The following is a 1133-nucleotide window of genomic DNA, read 5'->3' as shown; positions in this document are numbered from 1 at the left end:
TTGGGGCTGTTGTCGTCGGTCGAGGTACTCGACGCGCAGGAGCTGGCCTGTTTGGAGGGGTGGGGTAACCGGGCGGTGTTGGACCAGCCTGCTGCGTTGGAGGTGTCGATCCCGCAGGTGTTTGCCGCCCAGGTCGCGCGGACGCCGGAGGCGGTGGCGATCAGCTACGAGGGCCGCTCAATGACTTACCGCGAGCTGGATGCGGCCGCGGATCGGTTGGCGCACTGGCTGGTTGCCCATGGCGCGGGGCCGGGTGGGTGTGTGGGGTTGCTGATGCCGCGCTGCCCGGAGGCGATCGTGGCGATCCTGGCGATACTCAAGTCGGGGGCGGCCTATGTGCCGATCGACCCAGGATGGCCGACCGCGCGGATCGAATTCCTGCTCACCGACGCCGCCCCGGCGGCGGCCATCGCCACCGTTGAGTTGCGGTCGCGGCTGGACGGGTACGACGACCTGGTCGTGATTGATGTCAACGATCCGGTGATCGACAGCCAGCCGGCCACAGCGTTGCCAGACCCGGCGCCTGAGGATGTGGCGTATTTGATTTACACCTCGGGCACCACCGGTATGCCCAAAGGCGTGGCGATCACCCATGGCAATGTCGCGCAGTTGATCGATTCCCTGGACGCGGGCCTGGGGTCGGGGCGGGTGTGGACGCAGTGTCATTCCTATGCGTTCGACTTTTCGGTGTGGGAGATTTTCGGTGCCCTGCTGGGTGGGGGCCGGTTGGTGGTCGTGCCGGAACCGGTGACCGCCTCCCCGCAGGCATTGCATGCCCTCCTGGTTCGTGAACGGGTCAGCGTGCTCACCCAGACTCCCTCGGCGGTGGGGGCGTTGTCGCCGCAGGGGTTGGAGTCGGTGGCGCTACTGGTCGGTGGGGAACGGTGTCCGGCTGAGGTAGTGGAGCGCTGGGCGCCCGGGCGGGTGATAGTCAACGCTTATGGGCCGACTGAGACCACGGTGTATGCGGCGATGAGTGCCCTGTTGAGCCCGGGATCCGGGCCGCCGCCGATTGGGTCGCCGGTGTCGGGGGCGGCGCTGTGGGTGCTCGATCAGTGGTTGCGGCCGGTTCCGGTGGGGGTGGTCGGCGAGTTGTATGTGGCCGGTCATGGCGCTGTCTCTTATACACATCT

The 1133-nt window shown here is 67.2% G+C and carries 1 pseudogene; it reads left to right on the top strand.

Going from position 1 to position 1133, the window contains the following annotated elements:
- Positions 1 to 9 precede the first annotated feature (9 nt).
- Positions 10 to 1133 (top strand): annotated as a pseudogene (locus A5781_RS18240) (AMP-binding protein); the annotation flags it as partial.

This window comes from Mycobacterium sp. 852002-30065_SCH5024008 (assembly GCF_001665645.1).
Taxonomy (GTDB): domain Bacteria; phylum Actinomycetota; class Actinomycetes; order Mycobacteriales; family Mycobacteriaceae; genus Mycobacterium; species Mycobacterium paraffinicum.
The sequence above is the reverse complement of the archived record's forward strand: the minus strand, read 5'-3'. Positions and strand labels throughout refer to the sequence as shown.